This is a genomic window from Mesorhizobium sp. AR10, from assembly GCF_024746795.1.
GTDB lineage: Bacteria > Pseudomonadota > Alphaproteobacteria > Rhizobiales > Rhizobiaceae > Mesorhizobium.
The window spans coordinates 676,357-698,566 of record NZ_CP080523.1 but is presented as its reverse complement, the minus strand read 5'-3'; the positions used below and the strand labels follow the sequence as shown (position 1 = coordinate 698,566).

General features: G+C 60.2%; 25 protein-coding genes and 1 pseudogene. 9 read left to right on the top strand and 17 right to left on the bottom strand.

Annotated features, from left to right (window positions below; all coding sequences use genetic code 11):
* Positions 1-177: 177 nt before the first annotated feature.
* The gene (locus tag LHFGNBLO_RS03290; RefSeq protein ID WP_258600091.1) at positions 178-483 is read left to right on the top strand and encodes a hypothetical protein; all 306 of its coding nucleotides are present in this window, start codon (positions 178-180) and stop codon (positions 481-483) included.
* A gap of 327 nt (positions 484-810) precedes the next feature.
* On the opposite strand, the gene LHFGNBLO_RS03285 is transcribed toward LHFGNBLO_RS03290, so the two are convergent.
* Positions 811-1,320 carry a thermonuclease family protein gene (locus LHFGNBLO_RS03285; RefSeq protein ID WP_319944157.1) on the bottom strand — a complete coding sequence of 170 codons (510 nt, stop codon included), beginning with the start codon at positions 1,318-1,320 and terminating at the stop codon, positions 811-813.
* Here LHFGNBLO_RS03285 and LHFGNBLO_RS03280 point away from each other — a divergent pair.
* The 3 genes from LHFGNBLO_RS03280 (at position 1,219) to LHFGNBLO_RS03270 (ending at position 2,551) form a co-directional block, all read left to right on the top strand.
* Positions 1,219-1,443: a hypothetical protein gene (locus LHFGNBLO_RS03280; RefSeq protein ID WP_258600550.1), complete on the top strand. Its 225-nt coding sequence runs from the start codon at positions 1,219-1,221 to the stop codon at positions 1,441-1,443. The genes LHFGNBLO_RS03285 and LHFGNBLO_RS03280 overlap by 102 nt on opposite strands.
* Positions 1,444-1,743: 300 nt before the next feature.
* On the top strand, positions 1,744-1,923 hold the full coding sequence (locus tag LHFGNBLO_RS03275) for a hypothetical protein (protein WP_258600084.1): 180 nt from the start codon (positions 1,744-1,746) through the stop codon (positions 1,921-1,923).
* A 7-nt stretch (positions 1,924-1,930) separates the two neighbouring features.
* Positions 1,931-2,551 (top strand): helix-turn-helix domain-containing protein, encoded by a 621-nt coding sequence (locus tag LHFGNBLO_RS03270; RefSeq protein ID WP_258600082.1) that lies wholly within the window; start codon positions 1,931-1,933, stop codon positions 2,549-2,551.
* Between the two features lie 51 nt (positions 2,552-2,602).
* Here the strand turns inward: LHFGNBLO_RS03270 and LHFGNBLO_RS03265 are convergent, their stop codons facing one another.
* Positions 2,603-2,761, bottom strand: a complete 159-nt coding sequence (locus LHFGNBLO_RS03265) for a hypothetical protein (protein WP_258600081.1) — start codon at positions 2,759-2,761, stop codon at positions 2,603-2,605.
* An 11-nt stretch (positions 2,762-2,772) separates the two neighbouring features.
* Between LHFGNBLO_RS03265 and LHFGNBLO_RS03260 the strand changes: the two are divergent.
* Positions 2,773-3,303, top strand: a pseudogene (locus LHFGNBLO_RS03260) (hypothetical protein); the annotation flags it as partial.
* Between the two features lie 330 nt (positions 3,304-3,633).
* Here the strand turns inward: LHFGNBLO_RS03260 and LHFGNBLO_RS03255 are convergent.
* The 3 genes from LHFGNBLO_RS03255 to LHFGNBLO_RS03245 all read right to left on the bottom strand — a co-directional run bounded on the left by LHFGNBLO_RS03255 (position 3,634) and on the right by LHFGNBLO_RS03245 (position 5,082).
* On the bottom strand, positions 3,634-4,236 hold the full coding sequence (locus tag LHFGNBLO_RS03255) for a UPF0149 family protein (RefSeq protein ID WP_258600080.1): 603 nt from the start codon (positions 4,234-4,236) through the stop codon (positions 3,634-3,636).
* Positions 4,233-4,445 (bottom strand): transposase domain-containing protein, encoded by a 213-nt coding sequence (locus LHFGNBLO_RS03250; protein ID WP_413774619.1) that lies wholly within the window; start codon positions 4,443-4,445, stop codon positions 4,233-4,235. The genes LHFGNBLO_RS03255 and LHFGNBLO_RS03250 overlap by 4 nt, the downstream gene beginning before the upstream one ends.
* A 277-nt stretch (positions 4,446-4,722) precedes the next feature.
* Entirely contained in the window at positions 4,723-5,082 is a 360-nt protein-coding gene (locus LHFGNBLO_RS03245) for a hypothetical protein (protein ID WP_258600079.1), read from the bottom strand.
* A 116-nt stretch (positions 5,083-5,198) separates the two neighbouring features.
* Here LHFGNBLO_RS03245 and LHFGNBLO_RS03240 point away from each other — a divergent pair, with 116 nt between their 5' ends.
* From LHFGNBLO_RS03240 to LHFGNBLO_RS03225, 4 genes are read left to right on the top strand one after another with little or no spacing between them, the layout of a single operon-like run.
* Positions 5,199-8,072, top strand: coding sequence for a class I SAM-dependent DNA methyltransferase (locus LHFGNBLO_RS03240; protein ID WP_258600078.1), 2,874 nt, complete (start codon positions 5,199-5,201; stop codon positions 8,070-8,072).
* Positions 8,029-8,790: a hypothetical protein gene (locus LHFGNBLO_RS03235; protein ID WP_258600077.1), complete on the top strand. Its 762-nt coding sequence runs from the start codon at positions 8,029-8,031 to the stop codon at positions 8,788-8,790. The genes LHFGNBLO_RS03240 and LHFGNBLO_RS03235 overlap by 44 nt, the downstream gene beginning before the upstream one ends.
* 3 nt (positions 8,791-8,793) lie before the next feature.
* Positions 8,794-9,537 (top strand): hypothetical protein, encoded by a 744-nt coding sequence (locus LHFGNBLO_RS03230; RefSeq protein WP_258600075.1) that lies wholly within the window; start codon positions 8,794-8,796, stop codon positions 9,535-9,537.
* Entirely contained in the window at positions 9,527-10,276 is a 750-nt protein-coding gene (locus LHFGNBLO_RS03225; protein WP_258600074.1) for a hypothetical protein, read from the top strand. Before LHFGNBLO_RS03230 ends, LHFGNBLO_RS03225 begins: the two co-directional genes overlap by 11 nt.
* Positions 10,277-10,474: 198 nt before the next feature.
* Here the strand turns inward: LHFGNBLO_RS03225 and scpB are convergent, their stop codons facing one another.
* The 12 genes from scpB to LHFGNBLO_RS03170 all read right to left on the bottom strand — a co-directional run bounded on the left by scpB (position 10,475) and on the right by LHFGNBLO_RS03170 (position 22,197).
* A complete protein-coding gene (gene scpB, locus LHFGNBLO_RS03220; RefSeq protein WP_258600073.1) occupies positions 10,475-11,185 on the bottom strand; it encodes an SMC-Scp complex subunit ScpB in 711 nt (236 codons plus the stop codon).
* Positions 11,186-11,191: 6 nt separating this feature from the next.
* Positions 11,192-12,232 (bottom strand): DUF1403 family protein, encoded by a 1,041-nt coding sequence (locus tag LHFGNBLO_RS03215; RefSeq protein ID WP_258600500.1) that lies wholly within the window; start codon positions 12,230-12,232, stop codon positions 11,192-11,194.
* 842 nt (positions 12,233-13,074) lie between these two features.
* Positions 13,075-14,088 carry a 1-aminocyclopropane-1-carboxylate deaminase gene (locus LHFGNBLO_RS03210; RefSeq protein WP_258600071.1) on the bottom strand — a complete coding sequence of 338 codons (1,014 nt, stop codon included), beginning with the start codon at positions 14,086-14,088 and terminating at the stop codon, positions 13,075-13,077.
* Positions 14,089-14,540: 452 nt separating this feature from the next.
* A protein-coding gene (locus LHFGNBLO_RS03205; protein ID WP_258599977.1) for an IS3 family transposase occupies positions 14,541-15,670 on the bottom strand; the annotation gives its coding sequence in 2 pieces (ribosomal slippage) (positions 14,541-15,412 and positions 15,412-15,670; 1,131 coding nt in all).
* Between the two features lie 23 nt (positions 15,671-15,693).
* Positions 15,694-16,035: an exopolysaccharide production repressor protein gene (locus LHFGNBLO_RS03200; RefSeq protein ID WP_258600499.1), complete on the bottom strand. Its 342-nt coding sequence runs from the start codon at positions 16,033-16,035 to the stop codon at positions 15,694-15,696.
* A 4-nt stretch (positions 16,036-16,039) separates the two neighbouring features.
* On the bottom strand, positions 16,040-16,357 hold the full coding sequence (gene fdxB / locus LHFGNBLO_RS03195) for a ferredoxin III, nif-specific (RefSeq protein WP_258600069.1): 318 nt from the start codon (positions 16,355-16,357) through the stop codon (positions 16,040-16,042).
* Entirely contained in the window at positions 16,354-17,049 is a 696-nt protein-coding gene (locus LHFGNBLO_RS03190) for a NifX-associated nitrogen fixation protein (RefSeq protein WP_258580976.1), read from the bottom strand. Before LHFGNBLO_RS03190 ends, fdxB begins: the two co-directional genes overlap by 4 nt.
* A 362-nt stretch (positions 17,050-17,411) precedes the next feature.
* Positions 17,412-18,569: a TlpA disulfide reductase family protein gene (locus LHFGNBLO_RS03185; protein WP_258600068.1), complete on the bottom strand. Its 1,158-nt coding sequence runs from the start codon at positions 18,567-18,569 to the stop codon at positions 17,412-17,414.
* 403 nt (positions 18,570-18,972) lie between these two features.
* Positions 18,973-19,293, bottom strand: a complete 321-nt coding sequence (locus LHFGNBLO_RS33610; protein WP_413774625.1) for a FixH family protein — start codon at positions 19,291-19,293, stop codon at positions 18,973-18,975.
* A gap of 623 nt (positions 19,294-19,916) precedes the next feature.
* Positions 19,917-20,804, bottom strand: a complete 888-nt coding sequence (locus tag LHFGNBLO_RS03180) for a universal stress protein (RefSeq protein ID WP_258600067.1) — start codon at positions 20,802-20,804, stop codon at positions 19,917-19,919.
* A 96-nt stretch (positions 20,805-20,900) separates the two neighbouring features.
* A complete protein-coding gene (locus tag LHFGNBLO_RS03175) occupies positions 20,901-21,689 on the bottom strand; it encodes a winged helix-turn-helix domain-containing protein (RefSeq protein WP_258600066.1) in 789 nt (262 codons plus the stop codon).
* Between the two features lie 28 nt (positions 21,690-21,717).
* Positions 21,718-22,197, bottom strand: a complete 480-nt coding sequence (locus tag LHFGNBLO_RS03170) for a NifX-associated nitrogen fixation protein (protein WP_258580979.1) — start codon at positions 22,195-22,197, stop codon at positions 21,718-21,720.
* Between the last annotated feature and the right edge of the window lie 13 nt (positions 22,198-22,210).

Here is a 22,210-nt window from a genome sequence, read left to right as displayed (position 1 = left end):
TTTCGGGCAACGTCCTTCACGTACGCGGAAACTTACTGCGCCCTTTAACTCCTCGCTAAAAAGAGCCACCCAAAGCCCCGCAATGTGCCTGCAAATACGGCATTCTCGGCCAGGACTGAAGGTGTATGATACACAGCGCGTGGAAGAATAAACACCGCCAATTGCTGGGATGTGGACATGCCGAGAGTTCATGGCCGTAAGGAACGAGAAATCCTAGCTTTTCTGCACGAGCACGTCTTCGACCCGATCCTTGCGTCCCCGATAACATCAGACAGCCTAAGGAGGGGGATCAACTACACCATAATGCGGCTCAACGAGCGGGACGCGCGGGGGATGGTCCAATACTACTGGTCTGCCATCGTCGGAACCGACCCTAGCATCGCATTTGCAGCGAAGCTTAGGCAGGAAGGATTTGACCGCTTTGAAGAGGCCATAGACCAGTTCCGTGTGCTTTTTGACGACGCATTTCTCCGGCGTCCTTGAAGCTGCGCGGGATCACTGCTCCGTATCGGTCTTCGGCCGCACGCCGGTCATCATGTATTCCACGAATTGCAGGCGGATGAACGTTTTCACGTCGCTCACGTAATCGCAGGAGCGTTCAGAAAGGGTTGGACGAGATGCAGCGCTGAAACGTGGCGTCGGTGGACGGTTCACTCCGGCAGCTCGCGCAGGTATGGACGTTCGCTTCTAAAGGTCCGAATCCGAAAGCTGTCAGTTCTGCGCTACCTGAGGGCGGCTGATGATGCCGAGCGGCTGGCTGCTGGATGGTTTAGCGCCCTCGGCAGGTTCGGCGCGGCAATCCCCGGGCGCCTAAAACACGCCAAGCCACACGACAACCTTCGCCGCCTGCTGCTCCGCATAGTTCCCGTGACCGTATTTGGGCCAATCTACGGCTAGGCCATTCTCGACCAGCCAGCCGGCTACGCTCTTGCCGTCCGCGCGGTGGCAGTCGCCTACATAGCGGCGGTACCTGCCCCACGAAACGAACGTGCAATGCGTGGGCCTGGAGAGTGTGAGGAACGTATCAAGGGCAGCAGCAGATTTGGTGCCGCACTGATATCGAAAGCCCTTGGCGTCGTTGCACTGTTGGGCGGATTCAGGCGCATCGATGCCATTTAAGCGGACGCGTTGTCCGCGGATCTCGATCGTGTCGCCATCGATGACGGAAGCTACACCGGCGATCGGCCCCGGCGAATGTCCAATCCAGTGAGACAGGTTGTGCGACCCTGGACCCGGCTCGCCGGCCGCCGCTACGTCGGCGGCGACTATTCGATCGCCGACATCGCGATCTGGCCGTCGGTATCGCGGATCGAGCGACACGTGACCGCCCTCGCCGACTTTGCCAATGTCAGGCGCTGGTATCTCGAACTGGCCGATCGCCCAGCTGTGCAGCGCGGCCACAGCGTGCCGCGTGTCACCGGCGACGCTTCGCGACCGGCGTAGAGGTCGACCATGTAATTCTCTGCTGGGAAACCGGTGCTTTCGCAGACTATGTCAGGACGGGTGGATGCACCCAACAGGAATGCCGTCGTTCGACGACCCTAGGCAGGCCTGCATCCAGCACCGCGTCTGCATCGCAGCCAAGGCCCAGCTCCCCGTATATCGCACTGCCATGCTCACCAGTCGGTCCGTGATGGAATTCATATTTCCCCGAGAGACCTAAAATGGAATCGAGCACTCTGCCAGTCAACGGTCCCACGGCTAATATTGGGTAATTGGCCAGGAACATGCAGGAAGCACACAATGTCTGCGCAATCCGCAAACGTCGTCAGCTTGGATGCCTTCCGCCATGCTCGGAATGCACAACAGTTAACGCGTCCGCCGGAAGCCCTTTTCATGATGCCGGGCATGGTGCCGATGGCTTGGGTGCCGGTCTGGTTCATGCCGGTTTATCCGGTCGGAACACCTTCGACGCAGAATTGAAATAGCCGTGGCGGACCCGTTCTCAAACGTCATCCAAATTGGTGAGAGCGATGAAGCCGCCAATGAACTGCCACAGGTCCTCGGACGCAATCTGCGCCGGCTGAGGACGCGGCAAGGCCACTCCCTTGAGCGGCTTGCGAAGCTGTCAGGCGTCAGCCGGGCCATGCTCAGCCAGATCGAAACCGGCATGAGCGCTCCCAGCATCAACCTGCTTTGGAAGATCGCCACAGCACTGGGCGTTCCTTTTGCCACGCTGCTCGACAGTCAAAAGGTGCAAGGGACTGTGGTCCTGCGCCGCCAACATGCGAAAATCCTGACCTCGGTCGACGGCAAATTCACATCGCGGGCCTTGTTTCCTTTCGACGCGGAACGGAAGGTCGAGTTCTACGAGTTGCGCTTTGCGGCCGGACACACCGAAAACGCCGAGGCGCATGCTGCGGGCACGATCGAGAACATCATCTTGGCGAAAGGCCAACTCGAGATCCGGGCGGGCCAGGAGGCGCCGCATCACCTGTCCGAAGGCGATGCCATCCTGTTCGAAGCCGATGTGCCGCACAGCTACGGGAACCCCGGCGGCAGCGAGGCGATCGCCTACCTCGTCATGACTTATGTCGAGGCTGTCGGCTGAACAAAAAAGGGGCCGGCTAGGCGGCCCTTCTCAAAGATAGAGCGGTAGCGCTCAGGCCATCGAGCCCATCATCATCATGCCGCCGCACATCATCATCATCGGCATGCCGGCGCCGTTCATGGCCATCATGCGCTTGCAGCATTCCATGAACATGTCCTTCGAGGCGTCGTTCATCGGGGTCATTTCGCAGACCATGCCGGTGGCGGTCATCTTGCAGGATCTTTCCCGCTCCGCTAACTGATGACGAGCATAAGCGTAGTATCGATGTTTCGTTGAGTTGTTTGCAAGCTCTGAGCCTTGGCTAGGGGCCAACGTGCATTGAACTCCGGTGGACGAAGCGTGGCCCAGTCGTCATTGAAGTCAATCCGCGCCTTGGTGGCGGTCCTGAACACATTCAGCTGGCTTACGGTATCGATCTCATCACCGAGCACATCAAACTTGTCACCGGCGACGAATGGGATTTGCGCAAAAGGCATTCGCAAATTGCTGGCTGGCGGTCCCTACTTCCCGATCAGGATGGCACCCTCGACTGGATCGATGACGGCAGTCGGGCGGCGGCTGTACCTGGTGTGGCCGAGGTCAAATTGTGTGCTAAACCCAAGACGCCGATCATCAGGAAAGGCGATTGCCTAGACTCCATGGGATATGTCATCGCCTTTTCACACAGCCATACTCGGACCGAGGCAATACTTCAAAGTGCCGTCGAATTGATCGATTGGTCGATCACACCGTTTCCGCCCATTAGCGAATAGGAACAGCCTGATCTGACTGGACCGCTTTTGGCCAGTCATGCCGAGGCGCCCATTCCTTTTTCCTCGCTAGTCGCTCGAGCCGCACGCGCTCTTTTCGCTCTGGAGTCGAGTCGGTTGGGTCGCGGCTGGCGCGATCGAGGGGTTCGGCGTCTTTCCATTTAGCTATACGTCACCTCCCGTCGAATGCTCGCTCTTCCAAGCATGGGTCGCGTCTCTATCGGCCACTGCCACCCCAATCGATGACTCGTAAGCGATGCGCCGAGGCACCTTTCCCGAAATCGTCTGGTGCGCCTATAGTACATCAGCCGTTGGTCGGCGCGGGGCCGACGATCACTCCGGATCGTCATAACGGGTGACGTAGTGGAGTTCGCGGAGGGCGGGAATGACGAGGGCGATGTCTTTGTAGGCCTCGTGCTCGATGGAATGCGCGGTCTCGGGCCCCGGCCTGGGCTTACCGAGGACGGGCCTGCCCTTTTTGTCGACGCAGTAGATCAGGATCGGCAGCAGCAGGCCGTGATTGGGGTTGTCGAGGTCGAGTAGCCGTCTCCAGCTTTTGATGTTGAGATTCATGGCCGCGTAGAACCCCTGGCACCACGGCCGGGGGTCGATGCCGCCGCTGGGCTTGGTTGCGAATCGGGGCGCATAATCCTGCGGTCTGTCGAAGAGCGTCTCGTTGATCTGGTTGTGGATCCTGGCGACGCTGGCAAACACGGCGTGATCGGTTGCGGACCCTTTGGCCAAGACGTCGCGCGGCAACCCCATGAGCGGGCACATCCAGTCTTGCGGATCCAGGAACCGCGGTCCGGTGACCGCCGCCGTTACGAAGCCATCCAGCGCCGACATGGTCCGCACCAGCGGGCGGCGGTTGGTCTTGGCGGCCATCCAGGCCTCGAGCGCCTCGTCCGACAGCGCCATGTCATCGATCGCGCTCATGCCGCCAAGGGGAGCGGCATCTCTTCGCGGCGCACCCAGCTCCACGGCATTAGCTCGTCCCAGCGCGAGGCTGGCCAGTCGTTCTGGATGCGCTCGGTGACGTCGGCCATGTAGGCTTCGGCATCGACGCCGCAGAGCTTGCAGGTCTCGATGATGCTGAGCACGACCGCTGACCGCTCTGCGGCGCGAAGTTGCCCGAGAAGAGCCAATTGCCCACCTCCGGGGCTTTGAGCCCCGCTGGATGCTAGTGTGTCGACTGCCACACCTCGAATGGAAGCTCAATCGAGAGTGGGTGAGGCCGCACGGGTCGATCGACTTCCAGAGATCCGGGCCTTGCGTTCGGTTCTCTGTTTGTTCTAGAGTACGGCGTCAAGTTTGATTCCGTCCCGAGGGCAGCGTTTTGATCTTGCTTTGGCTGCCGAATGAAATCGCGCAGCGTGTCCCAACTCTTGTCGCAGGGTCGCCGAACCTAGGACGGTAGCAACGTCAAGATGAGCGCCGGACAGTGTCTTGATTTGGTAGGTCTTGGCGAGCGCGGGTGGTCGACGATGGGCTATGCATGGGTGGGTCGCCCAATCCAGAATTCTTTATTTCTGGCTTTCGGGAAAGAACGATTTCTGCCTTTCGGTATTGCAAGAAAGGCAGAAATCTGTATCCTTGCGGTGCGTTGCGCGACCAGGGGCGGTAGTCGCCGCGCCATGGGGGGGCGGCTTTGGCCAGCAGGCGAACCGAAAGCACCAGCGAGAACAGCGCGCCGGAGAGCGAAAAAGAGTCGCTCAACTTCAAGGTCAGCCCCGAATTCAAGAAGGAGTTCAAAGGCTTCGCGGTGTCCGAGGGGATCAGCATGACCGATCTCCTAAAAGAGGGCTTTGTCCTCTCGAAGAAGAAGCGGCAGAAATGAGCGCGCGACCTGGGCCGCGTGTCGGCGCCCTTCGATCACGGCCATCGCTTGGGTGGCGCCTATGACGCTGGACGAAGTTGGAAGTCCTGGATCCGAGGCCGACTGGCTGTTCGCCATCGGCGAAGGTCGTGGCTTTCCGGGCGTCGATGGTTTGGTCGCGGTCGATGGTTATGCGCCGTCGGGACGCCCGCCCGAGGAAGTTGCGGTCATGGAGAAGGCCCGCGACTATGGGGCGCGTGCTGTATTCTTCGAGGCGGCCCGGCACGGGCGTGCCCCGGTCGCGCAGGCCCTTGTGTTCGACGCGAGCACCGCGGCCGATGACGGCCAGTTTGCCGAACTGCACAAACGGCTTTGGAGCTGGGGCGGCGTGCCTCTCGTCTATCGTGCCGCTCCTGGCCGCATCCAGCTGTTCCGCTGCGCGCATCAACCGGACTTTGTTGGTCCAGACAATGTCCCCGTTTGCCGGCCCATCCGAAGTCTATCCGTCGGAGCCAAAATCGCCGCTCAGGACGTGTGGTGGAATGCGGCGCGGATCCGGAATGGCACAATCTGGGATGACCCGATCGCATGTGACCTCATGCTCTCGGCGCAGAAATCGGCGCACCGTACACTCGTCGAAGAAGTTCGAGCGCTCGCCAAGCAGCTCACCGATAGTCGCTTGCTCGAGCCGCGCCTGCTCCGTCGACTGCTTATTCTCGCACTGCTCATAGCTTATCTCGAGGAGCGTTCGGTTCTCCTGCCCAAGGATTTCGCCCGCGCGCGCAAGGGCGCGACCCGCTTCTTCGAGGTGCTAGGCGATGGCGCCGCGTTGGTGAAATTGCTGGAAGCTCTGGAAGGGCGTTTCAACGGTCATGTGTTTCGCCTGACCGACGAGGAGCGCACTGCGTTGCTTGCGAGCACCGAGCTCGCAAACTATGCGCGACTGGTCGAGGGCCGCGAAGATGCGACGGGCCAGCTGAGCCTGTGGCGGCTCTATTCGTTCCGTGACCTGCCGGTGGAGTTGATCAGCAATATCTACCAGCTCTTCGTCAAGGATGCCGCGAGTTCGGTCTACACGCCGCCCGCGCTGGTTCGCTTGATGCTCGAGGAAACTCTGAGTTGGGAGCGGCTGGATACGCTGATGGCCGGTGACGGCGTCATCCTCGATCCGGCATGTGGTTCGGGCGTTTTCCTGGTGGAAGCCTACAAGCGGCTGGTGCTGCACTGGCGACTTCACAATGGATGGGCCCGTCCTGGCATCGATGACTTGCGCCCGCTACTCCAGCGTGTGCACGGGATGGACGTTGAAGAAGGAGCTATCGAGCTTGCTGCGTTCAGCTTGTGTCTCAGCCTCTGCGATGCCCTTCAGCCCGAGGAAATCCGCGCAAGCGTGAAGCTTTTCCCGCCGTTGGCCGACGTGACGCTGCATTGGAGTTGCTTCTTCGAAGCCAAGGAACGGGGGGTCCTGAAGGCACCAGTCGCAGTGGTGGTCGGCAATCCTCCGTTTGAGTCGACTCTCACGACGGACGGTGCCAAGCGGAGCTATGCCGCTTACACCAAGACCCATGGCCTGCTTGCGGACATGCAGCTTGCATACCTCTTCCTGCATGAGGCGATAGAGCTTCTTGCGCCAAATGGGATACTGGCCTTGGTCGAGCCGGCTGGTTTTCTCTACAACCAGAACGTCGCACCGTTCCGGGGCGGCATCTTCACCCGTTGGGGTGTGAGAGAGATCCTGGACTTCGTCTCCGTTCGAGGGCTCTTCAAAAAGGGCGAGGCCGACCCCAAGATCGTCGTCGTACTTATAGAGGCGGTCGCACCTGTCGCGGATGGGCGCATTCTACACGCCGTGTTTCGTCGCAACGGACGCGCCACGGCGGAGCAAGGGTTCGATATCGACTATTACGATCTCCATTGGGTGCGGAACACGCAGGCGAGGGAGTCCGCCGATATATGGAGATCGAACCTCCTCGGCGGCAGCCGCGTACACGATTTGATTAGGCGCCTCCGGCAGTACCCAACGCTACGGGATATCGCGACACGCCACGAGTGGGACTTCGGTGAAGGCTACATCGCAGGCGGGAAGGATGTGTCTCGGTCCGCTGAGCATTTGATCGGTCAGCCGCTGCTCCCGACCGAAGCGCTGTCCGACACCGGAATTGATGCCACCCATCTGCAGATAGTGCCGGACCAGCCGATCGAGGGTCCTAGGTCTGTCAAGCGGTTCACGCCTCCGTTCCTGCTGGTCAAAGAAAACGAGGATCTTCATCACGGGCTCTGGCAGGGCGACTATCTGACCTACAAGCACCGCATTATGGGTTTTGCGGCAAAGAAGCGCGATCTTACCCGGTTGGAGGCGATCGAGGCGTGGTTGCGCAAGGAGCAAACCGTGCTCAGGGCGTATGTCGCGGGGATCAGCGCCAGCCTCTTCGTGCAGCGCGCCACTGCAATCCTGCAGGCGGACATCCTCGCCCTACCGTATCCGGAAGACGAGGATCTCGACCTCAGCGACAATGAGCGCATCGTCGCTCAGGACATTGTAGACTATCAGCGCGAGTTCGTCCGGCTTGGCACGGGGTCGGCACTGATGCGCGTCGCGCCCGAAGACGCGCTCGGCAAGTTCGACGCGACCTTTACCGTGCAGATTAACGCCGTCTACCCACGCAAGCCGCTACGCGCTGTGGATCGCTACCATTGGACCGGCGCCATATGCGGCGCGTATGTTTTCGGGGATGGGGTCGTAGACTGGTCGGGTGCCGATGAGCTGCGGGCGAAGCTGGATGCATTGTTGCAGGAGCGTCGCGGCTCCAGTCTGACGATCACACGCATTACGCGCCTGTATGATCAGGGCTTCGTCTTTCTTCTCAAGCCCGATCGGCACCGGTTCTGGACGCGGTCGATTGCGTTGCGCGATGCCGATGATGTTCTCGCGGATCTTCGGGCACAGGGTTTCTAGCGTGCTGGCGGACGAAGACGGGGCCACGGTTCAGACCGGCACGCTCGGCGCCGACATCCATTTTCCGGGAGAATGGCTGGCGTCTTTGGTCGGATTTATTGCCGCAGCGTTGCCTGGTTGGCGCGACGATCCTAGACGGCCGGCCAAGACCGGCGAAACCGGATTGACGGCACAGCTTTGCGCGCGACTGAACAGCTTCAGTCGCCACTCGCCTGGATGGGATTTCCTGCAGTTCCGTCGCGAAGAGCCCGACGATGTTCGCGCGGGGCGTTCCATCGATCTCGTCGTCGCACCCAGTGGCGCCCTTATTTGGATCGCCGGCCGCGAATACAGCGAGTATCGCACTCTCCTGCCCATAGAGTGCAAACGGCTGCCGACCCCGACCGGCAAGGATCGGGACGAGCGGGAGTATGTGTTCAGCCAGTTCAGCTCCACTGGCGGGATTCAACGATTCAAGGCAGGTCATCACGCTGCAGGACATGCTCGCGCGGCCATGATTGGCTACGTCCAGGACCGAGACATACCCTTCTGGCGCACGCAGCTCGATGCATGGATCGATGGGTTGGTCGCCACCGCGGTTCAAGGTTGGTCCGCGGACGACAAGCTGGCTTTGGCGGAACACAATAGCGCGACCGGGATTGCTTCGTTGCAGTCGACACATCGACGCGATGCCGACCTCGAGCCGATCCTTATTGACCATCTCTGGATCGAGATGTAGCCGATGACGCTGTTCCGATGGCAGAACTGCTATGCGGATGTCGCGGCCTCCCGGCATGACCGGACGATCAGAGCCTACCTCGATGACGTGATCCTCCCGGCCTTGAGTTCCCTCGATCGCCGCATCGATGACCTCGGCCGTAACAGAGAGCCGTGGGCCGCGTTCGAGAAAGGCGACATCGAGGACGTCTTGCGCGAAACGAAAATGGCCTTCGCGCTCGCGATGCAGTCGATCTGGGAGCGGCAACTGAGGTCATATCTGCTGGGTTGCGCGAGGGAGCTTCGCCCGGGAGAGCCGGTAGACAAGAGGATCGAGGTGGCTGACTGGAAGGGATTGCGGAAGCTGTTTAGCGAGCTGCGCGGCATCGGGTTGGAGGCGTTCCCCAGCTTTGAGGCACTCGATACGTTACAGCTGCTGGGAAATGCTTGTCGGCATGGCGACGGTGCCTCCGCGGTACAATTGTCCCGGCGTTGTGCCGATCTCTGGCGGCCAATCCCGCCCATGCCGTTTGGCGATCAGCTGCCGCAGGTCAATCTCCAGACAGTGGGGGCGATGGACGTACCGATCGAACGTCTGTGCGGCTTCGTCGATGCAATTGTCGAATTCTGGCAGGATGCGGAGTACATCTACAACGAAAGCATCCAATCCAAGCACCCATCCCTGGAGAGCAGGCTCGCCCGCGAGCGTGTTGAACGGAAATGGATGCCACCGGCTGCGAGGACAGAGGCAGGCAGTCATGGCGAATGATGTCGACGAGCGAATTGTAGAGGCCATGCGGCTCGGCTCCGTCAGCTCGTCCCGCTGGCAATCCTATACGTGGAAGAATGAGCTTGCCGAGCAGAAACGGCGCATAGGCCTTCACTTGGAGGAGGTGTTCGCTGAAGCTGAGATGAAGCACAATCCGTACCACATGCTGGAGCGGGCTATCGGTGTTGCGGCAGTATGCATGCGGCGGTTAATCGAATGTCGGCTGGTAACAGACCGCTTCCGGGAGTCGCAGTTGGAGGTGCACGAAGTACCGGCCCGGGCCGGTGTCGAATGGCGCGAGACTTTCTTGAGCGAAACCGCGGGGGCGATCTTCGACAACTACGATGTGCGCGTGCGCAAGATCGAGCGGCGAACACCCAAAGTCATCGCGGACAAGATGCTCCACGCAAGGGTCATCGGTGTGCTGTCCGGTAGCACCTATCTGCCGGACGGGTTGCTCGTCGCCTCCGACACGCAGCGCAAGATCAACCTGTTCCACTTCACGCCGGCCGAAATCGCAGTCATCTTCGATGCGTTCCTCACAGACCAGGTTCAGCTTTCGACCGATACCTACGCCGATGCGGACGTGCATGGACCCATGGACCAACTCGGGTCGTTGCGCGGCGCGAGTGAGATCAGTAGGCGGAGCCTCTCTCGATATCGCTCCCTCGGCAACCAGCTTGTGACGGCGAGGCGGAAGCGAGAGACTGTGTCGAGATGGGAGCTGGGCCGGCGGTGAGCGATTTCAGGGATTTCATCGCGGGCGATGCTGGCCGCAGGCGCGCTACCACGCGCGTAAGCGGCGGCGCGTCCACATCACAATCGATGACATCGAGCCCCAGCCGAAGAAGATGTCAGATGCTGACCGGGACGAGTTCCAGATCGCGGTTGCACAGCAGCTAAGCAAGCGCGGCGATCGTTCCGCCGTCAAGCGCAGCTATTCGCCCGTCCTGCTTCCGATGTCCTCTTGGCCGTCGGCAAAGTCGGGCATGATGTCACCAGCCAGCAGCTTCTCCTTTGAGAGCAGTCCGGCATCCTCGAGCGCCTCGAAATCCGGCAGGTCGCGCAGCGTGTCGAGCCCGAACTCCAGAAGGAACTCTTTTGTCGTCACGTAGGTGTATGGCGCGCCCGGCGTCGGGCTACGCGGACCGGAAGCGATCAGGCCGGCACCGCGCAGATGACCAATAAAATCGCGACTGATCTCCTTGCCGAAGAAAGACGACAGCTCGGCGCGGGTGATCGGCTGGAAGTAGCCGATGCACATCAGCACGAGCACCTCTGACTGCGTCAGGTCCGCCGCGCGCTCGTTGCCGCCGACCGCGGCGCGGATGGCGTCTGCATAGGCAGGCCGGGTCAGGTGTTTCCAGCCGCCGGCGACGGCGACGAGGTCATAGGGTCGACCGCGCAGTTCTTCGCGGATGTCGTCGATGAGGAGATCAATGCTGCAGCTTTTTCCGACGATGCGGGCGAGCGTTTCGCGGTTGACCGGCTCGCTGGCCGCAAAAATCGTTGCTTCGACACGGTTCATCCATTCGCGCCAACGCGCTTCCGGCGGCAGGTGATCCAGCTCGCGGTCGAACAAATGGTCATTTGATCGACCATCGTCGGACCGCCCTTTGCCTCTTTTTGTCCGCACCGCTTCTACCATTTGCTCTCAAAGCCCGTAGATGCGGAAGGTCGGGCGACCGGACAGTTCACGCACCGCGCCGAGTTCGACCAGCCGGTCGAACAGGCGGCGCAGCCCACGGTCACTCATGCCTGCGATCTTTTCCGAGGCAACGATCGCATCGTCGGACAGGAGCTTGTCGACAACAGCGTCCGCCGCCTTGGCCCTGAGTTTCGGCGCAACGGCAAGCAGCCGGTCCGCGCGGCGCTCGATTTCAGCGGAAAGATCAATCGCACGCAGCGCAGCGCGCGCCTGTGCGGCAAGCAGACTTTTGGCCAAATCGGCTTCCGTCTCGGCACCCGCAGCCTGGTCGGCAGTCGCCGGTCGACGCGGCCGGCCCTTACCCACTCCCAAAGCCTTCTCCGCACCCAGCAAAGGCACCGCATGCGCCCAACCCAGCCGCTGCGCCAGCAGTGCGTCGGCGAGCCAGGCTCCGACCGTGCGTCCGAAGCCGTAAATCTCCGCGGCCGCGAAGGCCCCGACCAGCGTTTCGACCGTCCCGGCGTTGGCGGCAAGCTGCAGAAGTTCGTCCACCAGATCGCTGACCGCCTCGTCGTCGCGGGCGTAACCGAACTCTTCCAATATCGCGGCGAGACTTCTCTTCGTGAGAAGCTCCTCGGCGGGCCGGGCTGCCAGCCGGCGCCAAGCCAGCAGCATCGATCCGGCCGGGCCGACAGACAAAAAATCGCCCGGGCGTGTGAGCAGCACGGCGTCGCGCAGCGCATTTTCATCTTCGACGCGGCCCGCCTGCTTCGCCGTTGCCGCGGCCGCCGCAAGCGCCAGGCGCTGCCGCCAGGCCCCCGCCCACCGCTCGTGCCGGCGGACCACTGCATCGAGCGCGCCGATGGCGGCGCCTGCGGCGAGCGCGACGTCCTCAAGGGCATTTGGCCCTGCGCCTTTTCCCGCAAGGCTTTGCGCATCCGCGGTGGCCCGGCGCAGCCAGGCCGGCACCGTTGCCAGCGGCGCGGTCGAAGGGGCGCCGGCAAGCGTGGCGTAGTGGCGCGGAGCGGGTTTGGGACGCAGAATCATCGCAATCACGATGAATCATCGCGGCGCTTTTGGCAATTGATTTGCGCAAAAACCGCCGCACCTGTCGTTCTGATAAAACGACCGATAATGTTGCACTATCAATCGTTCTGCTGGTTTCGATTATTGACTTATTATAACCTATATTACATCAGACGTGTCGTAACGTCTGTTGCAAGTTTGTTCGTGTAAATCGCCGGAGTGCTTAATTTCTGTAAACGAAACACGCCGTTCCTTACTGCAATCTTATGCGGTTTTCGAAGCGAGAATTACGAACACGCATTAAGCTTGAACTTGCTACCTCAAGGTCAGCTTTGCGCCCCAATGTCTTCCTAAAAGCTGATATTGCGTGCGAATACCGGGACGGGTCGGCTGCGTCAGAGCGGTCTCCGCCGAAGCTAGCCGGGATCGAGACGATATGGCTGAAATGGTTGGAGCAGGTGCCTCGTCTGCAGATCGGCGCACTGCATCTAGTGCATCAAGCCAGCAGCAAGAGCGACATGGGAAGGATAGTTCGATAACTTCGTAAAGCAGACAAGGTCGATCAGACAATCCCACAACGGCACCTTATATGGTCGGTACGAGGGATCGTATCCACCCTTCACCATAGGATAAAGTACCAAGATCAGCGATCTGAATCATCGGCGTGGCTTTCGTGCGGCCCCGTGGATCACCCCTCACGATCTCCCTGAAGTCTTCCGCTCGTAGCGACGCGTACCTTCGCATGCACGGGACGGCCGCGCGACCGCCTCAGAATGCTGGCATCCTCTGGGCCAGAGAGCCGGCTAAGCGGCCTCGAACGAACTTTGAGCGCATCGTCGGCACGGCAGGAAGGCGCAACCGCGTCAGCCGTTGCGAAAGGTGTAACCGTACCCGTTGATCGCCGGCGCGCCGCCGAGATGCGCGTAGAGGACCCTCGATCCCTCTGGAAAGAAGCCTTTCTGGACGAGGTCGATCATCCCTTGCATCGATTTGCCCTCGTAGACGGGATCGGTAATCATACCCTCAAGACGCGCACACAGGCGGATGGCATCCTTGGTTTCCTCGGACGGAATGCCATAACACGGGTACGCGTACTCCTCGAGCAACACAACGTCATCCTCGACGAGTTCCGTTTCGAGCTCGACGAGCATCGCTGTATGTTGGGCAATGCTTAGCACCTGCGCCTTGGTCTTAGCGGGGATGGCAGAGGCATCGATACCGATCACGTTGCGCTGTCGACCGTCCTCGGCGAATCCGACGAGCATCCCGGCATGCGTCGAACCGGTGACCGTGCAAACGACAATGTAGTCGAAGGCAAACCCAAGCTGTTTCTCCTGAGCCCGCACCTCCTCGGCGAATCCCACATAGCCGAGGCCTCCATTCGGGTGAACAGACGCCCCGGCAGGTATCGCATACGGCCTGCCGCCCCTTGCCTTGACCTCGTAAAGAGCCTTTTCCCAACTGCGGCGGATACCGATGTCAAAGCCCTCGTCGACCAGGTGCACCTCTGCTCCCATGATGCGGCTCAAGAGAATGTTGCCGACCCGGTCGTAGACGGCATCCTCATGGGGTACCCAGCTCTCCTGAACCAGGAGACATTTCATGCCGATCTTGGCGGCGACCGCGGCGACCATGCGGGTGTGGTTGGACTGCACGCCCCCGATGGTGACGAGCGTATCGGCATCTGACGCGATCGCGTCGGGAATGATGTATTCGAGCTTGCGCAGCTTGTTTCCGCCAAACGCGAGACCGGAGTTGCAGTCCTCGCGTTTGGCGTAGATTTCAACCTTTCCTCCTAAATGCTTGCCGAGGCGATCGAGCTTCTCGATGGGTGTGGGTCCAAAGGTGAGCGGATAGCGTTCGAACTTTTCCAGCATGTTCTCTCCTGCAACACGTGATTGAGCTGAACCAACTCCGCCCTCGCTCATGGGCTTTTGATTTGAAGCCAGCTGTGTCGTCGGACGTTGCAGAAGGCTCCCATTTTTCTTTCCAGCGCCGCGTTCGTCATCGAGACAAAGCCACCCGCGTGGGATGGCGTGCTGTGACGGCTATTATGTGTCAACCGAACCCAAACAGCTGGATTGACGCTAGACGGGCCAGGATGCGGTCATCTCTGCCCATTTCAAGCACACCAATGCTTGGACGGTCAGCACGATGTCCCTAGTTGATCCAAAGTGGCGTAGATTTCCCATGGATCACGACGCCTCGCCGGGGGCAGGGAAATGCCGGGCCAAGCTGAGGCACATCTGAAGATTCATTCCTCACCTCAGAGGTGGCTCGGTTTGTTTGGACAGGAATTCCCGATTTATAAGTGGAACACTGCCTCTGGTTAGGCCGCCTCGGGAAGCGGTAGCGGGGTGAAGTAGGCCTCATCTGGCGCTCTGCCGTCAAGGCTGGAATGCGGACGTCGCCGATTGTAGAAATCGAGATATTTTCCGATCGACGCCCGCCCTTCGCGAACGCTGTTATAGGCCTTGAGATAGACCTCCTCATATTTCACCGACCGCCAGAGACGCTCGACGAAGACGTTGTCGCGCCAGGCGCCCTTGCCATCCATGCTGATCCTGATCTCCCGGTCGAGCAGGACCTTGGTGAAGTCATGGCTGGTGAACTGGCTGCCCTGATCGGAGTTGAAGATCTCGGGCTTGCCGTATGTCGCCAGCGCCTCCTCGAGGGCTTCAATGCAAAACGCCGCATCCATGGTGATCGACAGCCGCCAGCTCAGTACCTTGCGCGTGAACCAGTCGACGACAGCAACCAGGTAGCAGAAGCCGCGGGCCATCGGGATATAGGTCAGGTCCGTCGCCCAGACCTGGTTGGGCCGCGTCACCGCCAGCTTGCCCAGCAAATACGGATAGATCTTGTGCCCGTCGCCCGGCTTCGAAGTGCGCGGCTTGCGGTAGAGCGCCTCGATACCCATGCGCTTCATCAAGGTGCGCACATGCAGGCGACCCGTCTCATAGCCTTCGCGCTTCAAAAGCTTCTGCAACATGCGGCTGCCCGCGAACGGGTAATCCAGGTGCAATTCGTCGATGCGCCGCATCAGCTTCAGGTCTGCCGCCGATGTCGGCTTGGGTAGGGAGTAGACGCTGCCGCGGCTGATCCCCAGTTCGGCCGCCTGCTTGGCAATCGGCAGTTCATGTTCCCGGTCGATCATCGTCTTGCGCTCCCCGACCAGCCGGCCTTGCCGAGCGCCGAGCCTAAAAAATCATTGGCCAGCGTCAGCTCTCCGATCTTGGCATGGAGGGCCTTTATGTCCACCGTCGGCTCCGATTTCTCCGCCGCGCCAAACACGTTCGAGGCCCCGTCCAGAAGCTGCTTTCTCCAATCCGTGATCTGGTTCGCATGCACATCATATTGCTGCGCCAGCTCGGCCAGCGTCTTTTCTCCCTTGATCGCCGCAAGCGCAACTTTCGCCTTGAAAGCCGGGCTGTGGTTCCGGCGTGGTCGTCTGCTCATTCGTGATTCTCCTGTTCCGGCACTCATGCCGATCTCAGGCAGAAATTCCACTTATCACCCTGTCCAATTTTGCCGAGCCACCTCTCCTCATCATGGTCTGCCGGCTGGGATCGAACTTCCTTGCAACTACCGAAATGCTCAGTCCTTTGGCCAGCTCTGCTAGCGCAGCCAGACCGCCAGATCAGAAAGAACACGCTTGCGAAATAGCCCACCTGAAGGAGCAGCGAACAAGCCAGCGTCGTGACGACCACTAGACGGATGGAATGAGAAGCGAAGTAGACAGTCAGCGCGTTGCTGCATAGGACCAACCACAGGACACGATGAAAAATTCTAAAGGGCAACGCCGTTCTCCTGGTTTGTCCCATCAAGTCATGCTGCGACCTGGTCGGCCGCAACATGGGTCTGGCAGTTCTTCGGGCAAACGCGGCCGCAGGCTCCGCAGCCAATGCAGCGGCCGGCATTATCGACAACCATGATCATGCGATTGAGCTCGCCATCGAAGTCGTCGTCCTCGCCGTCGCAGACGCCGAGGATTTCACCCGCGTCATCGACGCCGTGAAGGTGCATGACCTCGCGCGAGCAGACCTTGAAACAGCGCCCGCAGCCGATACAAGTCCTGCCATCTATAGCAGTCAGATATTCCGGCAGCCATATGGAGCCGTCGCGGGTGGTGAATGTGCTCCTCATCGTAAATTCTTCATTGCAGCGAGCTCTCTCTTGGCATCATCCAACTCGGCAAAAACGGCGTACGCTTTCTCGGCAACCTCCTCTATCTCAGTCCATTGGACCGGGAGATCCTCTGCAAGGTCGCGCAATTTCATCTTCGCAACTGCCGCACGCAGCTGAAGCTTTCGGACTTTCTTCCCCATCTCATCCAGGTTTGACATAAATCCTTCCTCGAAATCAGTTTCTTCACGGCCGCGCCACGGCGGGAAGCCAATAGCTGCAGTCGCATCGTCGACCAGTTTCGTACCGGCCTCCGCGAGTTTCCGGAACGTCTCGAAGCCAAACCGGTGGACGTCTCGACAGAACGACCAACCGCCCGGCCGTGGAAACCAGGCGCCCGAAGCCCCCATCGGTTTCATCTCCTTCATTGGCGATGTGATTAGGCCGGAGCGCTCCTCGATCGCAAGACTGACGGCGGTGTAAAACATGTCCAGCCTCCACAGCACGTCCGGATCAGGATCGCCGATGATGGGGATGGCACGGCGCTGTTCCTTCGTGATGATGAAGCCGGCCAGCAGCTCGGTGTCAGCCTTGCCTCGCCATGAGCCGTCAAAGTCTTGAGCACGGATCAGCCGCACGAGGCATTTGACAAACGGGGTGGCAAGGGCCGCCTCGTGCTCGTTTACAGCAGGGCTAACCGCGGCATCAGACATTTCACCTTCTCCTCAATTTCAGTCCTCGTCCTCGAAGGAGGATTTCTGTTTTCGGGGACCCCTGCTTCGGGCACACTTGCGCAGCCGACGTCCGGCTCCGGGCGGCCGATTCCACGCAATTTATGTCCCGCTGGCCGATCTTGAAGAGGTCCTCGACTGCGGGGTCTTCCACCGCGGCCAGAATCGCGTCGAGTATCCCGTCTCCCGCGATGCAGCCGGAGGGCATCGCAAGTTTTGAACTCCAACCTGCGGCAAGCGATGCGCCCTGTGCTGCAATGGACATACTTACCGCGGGCCCGCCGCAGAAACTGGACGAATTGGCCAGGGTTCAATTCCAATTGTCATCCCTTTGCGATCTTTGCTCATGAGGCGACTGCGGTTTGAGTTTCGGAAGTCTTGTTTTGCGGAACCACGCAAAGATCCGCGTAACAGGCGTGCTCACCCGTGTAGTTGGCCAGGGCTTGGAGCAATGGGCTAAGGTAGTACTGTTTGAAGTGGTCCGGCATTGTCTCCGGATCACCCAGAGATTTCAATGCCACCTCGATCAACTCCATCGCGCGATCCTTGTTGCCGCTCTCGTAATAATACTGAGCGACCGGGAGGTACCAACGGAATTTAAGGGGTCCGTCGCCTTGTGGGGGATTCAGTGTCAGGATCTGTTCCGAGAGCTTGTCGCCCATCGCAAAGCGCTCAGCACGGGGGAGATGGGAGTTGTCCATTTCCGGATCGAAGAGTTGGTTCAGGGCCATGACCATCCAAGACACGGCCTCGAATTTTTTGTCGATCGCGTCCTCGACTAATTGGCGCATGGCTGGCAAGCCGGCCCGCATGTCGCGCCGCTTGTGAAGCAGTAGATTCGCATGAGTTTCCCGGAACCCGCTATCATCTGGCATTAAGGCGAGGCCTTCTTCGATGGCCGTGAGTGCCGCCATCCAATCCTCGGCCTCCATCGCCGGCCGAAGTTTGGCGTATATCGGCATGGTCAGCGATAGTTCGCGTGCTGTGCGTTGGTTACTAGCGACTCGCCGTGTATCGGCGGCTTTCGCTTCATCGCTGCTGCGCCAGCTGCCGTTAAGAACCTTCGGCAAAACGTCCTCGAGGTCCGCCGGGTCGCCGATAAAGGCGATGTGGCCGTCTCGGTCGACCACGAACGAGGCCGGAATCCCGACGGACAAGCTGGGTTCCATCCAAAGCTTGTTCATTTCGCCTGTGTGGTCGAACGCGATCCGATAGTTCAGATTCGAGCACTTTTCGGTCAACCACGCGTCCAACTTGGTGCGGGCCTCTTCGGCCGTTGGAGCGCCTTCAGAAGTCGCGACTCCGACGACCTCAAGTCCGCTGTCCTTGTATTTCTCCTGCAGCTGCACCAGGTGGGGCATCGCCGCCACGCATGGTCCGCACCAAGTTGCCCAAAATTCGACGATGTACACTTTGCCGGGCTGGAAGTTCGTGAGGGGCTGGCCACGCGGCCAGTCCTCCACTTTGATCGAAGGAGCCGGGGACTCCATCTGCAATACCATGTTGCTCTCCAAAGCTATTGCCAAAGGTTGCGCGCTTTATGCGCGAGCTTGTTTCCCTCAGGCGGGGCAACACGGGAAAGGAGAGCATCGCTCGTCTTGTTCGTCTGCATGCAGTCAGCCTTCACTCAGTGTTGCCGCATCTCAATTCGCAAAGGCCGTGCCAGCACGCTCAGCGCGCAATAAGCCCATGATTGCGCTTTGAAAAACCCCAAGTGTCCAAGATGTCCGGTTGTATTGAACCCGACATATTTTCTGCCGCTGTCAGGTTTTGGACACGCATCACGCGCTTCGCGCCGCCGGAAAAAGCGTGGCCTCGGACGACGCAACATATATTCGGATTGAGGGACGAGCAGATGGACATCATGACTGCGCGGGCCACGCCATGCTCCTATCATCGTCCGCTTCACGCCACCTGGCCCGAGCTTCTTGCTCCGGTCCGGCCGGCTATTGCGGATCTCGCCACTTGCGATTGCAAGGTGGCTGCTCGATCCGACCGCGTGTGCCCTCCTCGCTCCGCCTGGGCGATTGAATTCCTAGTTGGCGGCATAGGAGTTCTTACGACGAAGCCGGTCCAGCTGCGGCTCGCGAATACCGCCATCGCCAGATTGACGATGATGATCGTGGCGAAAAAGCCCAGGATGAGTGGCGGCATGTACCGTCCGGCGAGCTCTCTCCGGGATTTTTCTGGTCTCGTGTCGTTATCTTCTGTGTCCCCTGTGCTCAGGCGCTACAGGGACCGCCTGATGCGAATGTGAGCGTTGTCGGAATTGACCAGCCCGAAAACCGCCCGGTCGCCACGCGGGTCGGGCCGGGCCGGCTGAAAACGCTGAAAATGCAGCCGCCCTCGCCGCTACTGGCTACCGTCCCAGGCGATGATAACGTAATTGATGCCATAGATTCCCGCCGACTACGGCCAAGAGAACAACCGTCTCGACTTGAAGTTGGGGCCTCGGCCACGGCACGGTCATTGCGTGGTTCAGCTCCCAGCCAGTGAAGGAGATCGCGATAGCGCGCATGCGATGCCGGGTCCGAAGTCGGGCCTGCCGCGCTGAAACGACTCTCCTTCTCGATCCGACGCCGACCTTCGAAGCGTGCTTTTGAGTGCATTTAAGAGCGCTCTGTACCTCTGCCCGACCGGTCTCCGCGTTGCGGATCATCTCCGGGCGAAGAGAACCCCCGAGAGCGCGCTAGACACGTCCGATGGTCTCGGCGACGGCGCGTGCACATTGGCTCCGAGGAGCTTCGCGAAATTTCCCGCGTTTGCCGTGACCCTTCTCCCAATTGGCAGCAGGATCGGTGACCAGGAGAGTCGAGCTTTGAACAGCATCGGTGCAACTCCCGAACCAGTCATCGAGCCAAAAACAGCGGCAATGTCGGCTTCTCAAAGATCCATCTCGTCGCACCGCCAAAGAGCCGCTCACGCAGCCGGCGGCTGCCATAAACGCCCATGACTATCATGTCGGCAGAAATGTCGATTGCGTGCTGCGCAAGCACCGTGGCCGCCGGTTTGCCGGCACTTGGCAGTAGGTCAACCGACACCCGAGCACCGTGCCGAGTGAGATAGGCAGCGATGTCGGCTCCAGGCTCCGCGCCGTTCCCGTTGTAGTTCGCCTTCGGATCGACCAGGGCGACACGAACTTCCTCAGCAACGCATAGGAGACCCAGCGCTTCCCGAACAGCACGGGACGCCTCGAGTCGTGAATCCCAACCGACCAGGACGCGCCGTGGCCACAGGGTCGCCTCAGCGCCCTTCGGCGCAATAAGCACCGGCTTTCCCGTATCGAATAAGCTGCCGTTTATAACAAGAGGTCCGAGAATACTGTCGTTGAGAAGTGCGGGGCCAACAATTGTCAGGTCGGCGCAGAGCGCCCGCTGTCGCACAACCTCACCCACGCCGGTCGCATCGCAATAATCGGTATCGACGTCATAGGAAAGGCACATGGCTCTCAGCAGCTTCTGGATATCCTTGGAGCGCTTTTCCTGTCTGGCCACCTCCTGTGAAAACCTGTCGATTTGCCGAAACCGATTGTTCAATCTGGCAATTGTCTGTCCACGTCCCGTAGGCCACTCGGGGATACCATCTCCGATCGGCGGATATGACATAGCGAGCATCGGAGCCGGTATAATCCGTACGGAAAGGTGCGCGCCGACTTCGGCACACAAGCCGGCAGCAGTTCTGATGTCCTGATCGGAATGGTCGGCGCCGGTCACACAGAGTACGGTTTTAAAACCCATTTGCCTGCTTCTTCCTGAGTATGCGTTTAGGGGCGTTTCAGGCCGCAAGACCGGCTCACGGCGAGGGTGGGAGTGCCACCACACCCGGCACTTGATTCAGTCGGCCGGCTTCTCGAGCAAGTAGCCGGCCGACCTGACGGTGCGAATGTCGCTGTCGGGCGAAGCTGACTTCAGGGCTTTTCTGATCCGGCTGATATGGACATCGACGGTGCGTGGTTCGACATGGATGTTGTCCCCCCAGGCCCTGCCGATAAGCTCCTCCCGGCTGAAGACCTTGCCGGGAGCTTCAATCATAAGCCGCAGCACGTTGAACTCGATGAGTCCGAGGTGAATGTCGTGGCCATTGCCGCGAATCCGGCGGGCATCGAGCTTCATCTCGAGGCCGCCACAGGTGAGCCAGCCGCCGTTTTCAAGACCATTTGCGCCCCGCTTCGGCAGCGCCAGCCTCGCCCGTAGACAGTCGAGCAGCTTGGCCGGGTCGATCGGCCGCACAAAGATCTCGTCAATGCCAGCTTTCAGGAGATCGAGGTGCTGGTCCTCGGCGCCGCGCGCGATCAGGGCAATAACGGGCAGGTCGGCCGTCCGCGGCTCCTCCTTGAGGCGGGCGCAGATTGTGGCTCCCGTCGCGCTTGCTGGCACGCAGTCCAGCACGACGGCGTGGAACTCCCGTTGTTCGGCCAATACAAATGCTTCCTTCGCGCAGCCTGCCTGCTCACTCGCGAAGCGGTCCGCCTCCAGAATGTGGCTATAATTCAGATAGAACTCCGCATCTTGCGAACAGATCAAAACGAGTGGCTTCTTCGGCGCTACCCCAAGAGCCCCCTCATCGACCTGGCCCGCCTCGGCTTCCGTGGGCTGGCTATCGCGCTCGCTCAAGATTGTCATGGCCCCCCTTGCTCGAAGATCCGCTTCATCACGCACGCGCCACCTCGGGATAGGTCTCGATGGTAGCGATTGCGTCGCCGACCAGTTTCGTGCCGGCCTGAGCGAGCTTCCGGAACGTCTCGAAGCCGAACCGGTGGACGTCGCGCAGGGTCTTCGAAAGCACGACCAGCCGTCCGGCCGTGAAGAGCACGCGCCCAAAGCCCTCATGGCTCATCTCCATCATCGGCGATGCCATCAGGCCGCAGCGCTCCTCGATCGCAAGCCCGACGGCGGCATAGAACTTATCGAGCCTCCACAGCACGTCCGGATCGGGATCGCCGATGATCGGGATCGCACGGCGCTGTTCCCTGGTGATGATGAAGTCGCCCAGAAGCTCGGCATCCGGTTTGCCTTCCCATGACCCGTAGGAATCCTGAGCACGGATCAGCCGCACGAGGCATTTGACGAACGGGGTGGCAAGCGCCGCCTCGTCCTCGGCGACAGCAGTGCTAGCCGCGGTATCTGACATTTCGCCTTCTCCT

Bases quoted from the DNA above. Each gene is read 5' to 3' on its own strand.
- LHFGNBLO_RS03290 (WP_258600091.1), top strand. From the start codon at position 178: ATGCCGAGAGTTCATGGCCGTAAGGAACGAGAAATCCTAGCTTTTCTG.
- LHFGNBLO_RS03275 (WP_258600084.1), top strand. From the start codon at position 1,744: ATGTCTGCGCAATCCGCAAACGTCGTCAGCTTGGATGCCTTCCGCCAT.
- LHFGNBLO_RS03265 (WP_258600081.1), bottom strand. From the start codon at position 2,761: ATGACCGCCACCGGCATGGTCTGCGAAATGACCCCGATGAACGACGCC.
- LHFGNBLO_RS03255 (WP_258600080.1), bottom strand. From the start codon at position 4,236: ATGAGCGCGATCGATGACATGGCGCTGTCGGACGAGGCGCTCGAGGCC.
- LHFGNBLO_RS03245 (WP_258600079.1), bottom strand. From the start codon at position 5,082: ATGCTGATCCCCTCGGACACCGCGAAGCCTTTGAACTCCTTCTTGAAT.
- LHFGNBLO_RS03240 (WP_258600078.1), top strand. From the start codon at position 5,199: ATGACGCTGGACGAAGTTGGAAGTCCTGGATCCGAGGCCGACTGGCTG.
- LHFGNBLO_RS03235 (WP_258600077.1), top strand. From the start codon at position 8,029: ATGCCGATGATGTTCTCGCGGATCTTCGGGCACAGGGTTTCTAGCGTG.
- LHFGNBLO_RS03230 (WP_258600075.1), top strand. From the start codon at position 8,794: ATGACGCTGTTCCGATGGCAGAACTGCTATGCGGATGTCGCGGCCTCC.
- LHFGNBLO_RS03225 (WP_258600074.1), top strand. From the start codon at position 9,527: ATGGCGAATGATGTCGACGAGCGAATTGTAGAGGCCATGCGGCTCGGC.
- scpB (WP_258600073.1), bottom strand. From the start codon at position 11,185: ATGGTAGAAGCGGTGCGGACAAAAAGAGGCAAAGGGCGGTCCGACGAT.
- LHFGNBLO_RS03215 (WP_258600500.1), bottom strand. From the start codon at position 12,232: ATGATTCTGCGTCCCAAACCCGCTCCGCGCCACTACGCCACGCTTGCC.
- LHFGNBLO_RS03210 (WP_258600071.1), bottom strand. From the start codon at position 14,088: ATGCTGGAAAAGTTCGAACGCTATCCGCTCACCTTTGGACCCACACCC.
- LHFGNBLO_RS03200 (WP_258600499.1), bottom strand. From the start codon at position 16,035: ATGGGACAAACCAGGAGAACGGCGTTGCCCTTTAGAATTTTTCATCGT.
- fdxB (WP_258600069.1), bottom strand. From the start codon at position 16,357: ATGAGGAGCACATTCACCACCCGCGACGGCTCCATATGGCTGCCGGAA.
- LHFGNBLO_RS03190 (WP_258580976.1), bottom strand. From the start codon at position 17,049: ATGTCTGATGCCGCGGTTAGCCCTGCTGTAAACGAGCACGAGGCGGCC.
- LHFGNBLO_RS03185 (WP_258600068.1), bottom strand. From the start codon at position 18,569: ATGGTATTGCAGATGGAGTCCCCGGCTCCTTCGATCAAAGTGGAGGAC.
- LHFGNBLO_RS03180 (WP_258600067.1), bottom strand. From the start codon at position 20,804: ATGGGTTTTAAAACCGTACTCTGTGTGACCGGCGCCGACCATTCCGAT.
- LHFGNBLO_RS03175 (WP_258600066.1), bottom strand. From the start codon at position 21,689: ATGACAATCTTGAGCGAGCGCGATAGCCAGCCCACGGAAGCCGAGGCG.
- LHFGNBLO_RS03170 (WP_258580979.1), bottom strand. From the start codon at position 22,197: ATGTCAGATACCGCGGCTAGCACTGCTGTCGCCGAGGACGAGGCGGCG.